The organism is Streptomyces sp. NPDC060184, assembly GCF_042728795.1.
GTDB lineage: Bacteria > Actinomycetota > Actinomycetes > Streptomycetales > Streptomycetaceae > Streptomyces.
Genome location: NZ_JBHWYX010000103.1, coordinates 1 through 1,194, shown reverse-complemented (window position 1 = coordinate 1,194; position 1,194 = coordinate 1). Strand labels below are relative to the sequence as shown.

The window sequence follows — 1,194 nt, the reverse complement described above, 5'->3', positions numbered from 1 at the left end:
CCCGTCTCCTCTCGCTGCCCCGATCCGTCGCGAAACTGGGCCCAGTTCGCTCCACCTTGCTGCCCCGGTCTATGCCGCCGGACCCGACCCGAGCGTCCGTCGGTCGGGCCGCGCGGCGGCCACCTCCTGGTGCTCCGCGTCGTCCTCGAGGAGCTGTTCGCGGTCGACGTGCTCAACGGGCAGCAGCCGCGGGGCGGTCGACGTCGTCGTGCTCCTGGCGGTGGTCGACGGACCGGTGCCCAGTGGGCGGCGCGTGGTGCTCATGCCGCCAGTCTCCCGGTCGGCCACCCTTCGCCGACGCCATGCCGGGGCGTCGGCGCTTTCGCCGCACGGCGCGAGCCGGGCGGACGGCCCACCGCCACGCACCCGATCCCCTCGCCCGGCCGCCGCCACCACCCACCCCCCACCCTTCTCTTTCGTCTTGCTTGGGGCGGCAGGGGGCCGTAGAGGGGATGTCGGCACAAGTGGAAGCGCCCGACCACGCGGCTCTACCTGCGACAACGCAGGCCGTCGGAATGAGGAGTGCGCAACCTGGTGCGCAACCTCCCGTGCAACCCGACCACGGGGCGACCGCGCACCCGACCACAGACCCGACCACGGACACCGGTGGCCCCGTTGGTGGGCCCCACCGAAACCCCCACCACTGCCCCCACCGGTGCCGCGACAGGGACTTGCGAGGCTTGCCCACCGGTCCGGCACAGTGATCCCGGGCTGTTCCCCCGGGGAACACCCCGCCGCGATCTGTTCCCCCGGGGAACACCTGCGGATCGGAATGCAAGGGTGTGCCGCTCGATCACTGATAGCGCTTCGTCACGCACTGAGGTACCAAGCCCCCCTCCGGACAACGGACGGGGGCTTTTCTCTGCCCCGGTCCTGTCCTTCTTCGCCTGAGTCCGGCGAAGGAGTGAGGACTTGCGCGGCTTGGGCCCCGCTCCCTCAACGTCACCACCGCCCCGGCCTGTCCGGGACAGACGGACTTTTTTTCCACGGTCTGGAGGACCAGTTGAGCAACGAACAGAGCGACCAGCAGGCGCCCGCATCGCATGAGCGCCCGACCCGTCGCGAGGCTGTGAAGCGGGGGGCGTCTGGTCTTGCCGGAGGGGTGGCACTCGGTATGGCCCGGGAGGCGGGCAGGCGTCTCGCCCAGGTCATCTTCGAGGCCTTCGAGGATGAGTCCTGACGCGGCCGGGCGGG

Annotated in this window: 1 protein-coding gene; it reads right to left on the bottom strand. The window is 71.2% G+C overall.

Features of this window, described 5'->3' with window-relative positions; translation table 11 throughout:
- Positions 1-69: 69 nt before the first annotated feature.
- Positions 70-264 carry a hypothetical protein gene (locus ACFWEE_RS32630; protein WP_377536168.1) on the bottom strand — a complete coding sequence of 65 codons (195 nt, stop codon included), beginning with the start codon at positions 262-264 and terminating at the stop codon, positions 70-72.
- Positions 265-1,194 lie beyond the last annotated feature (930 nt).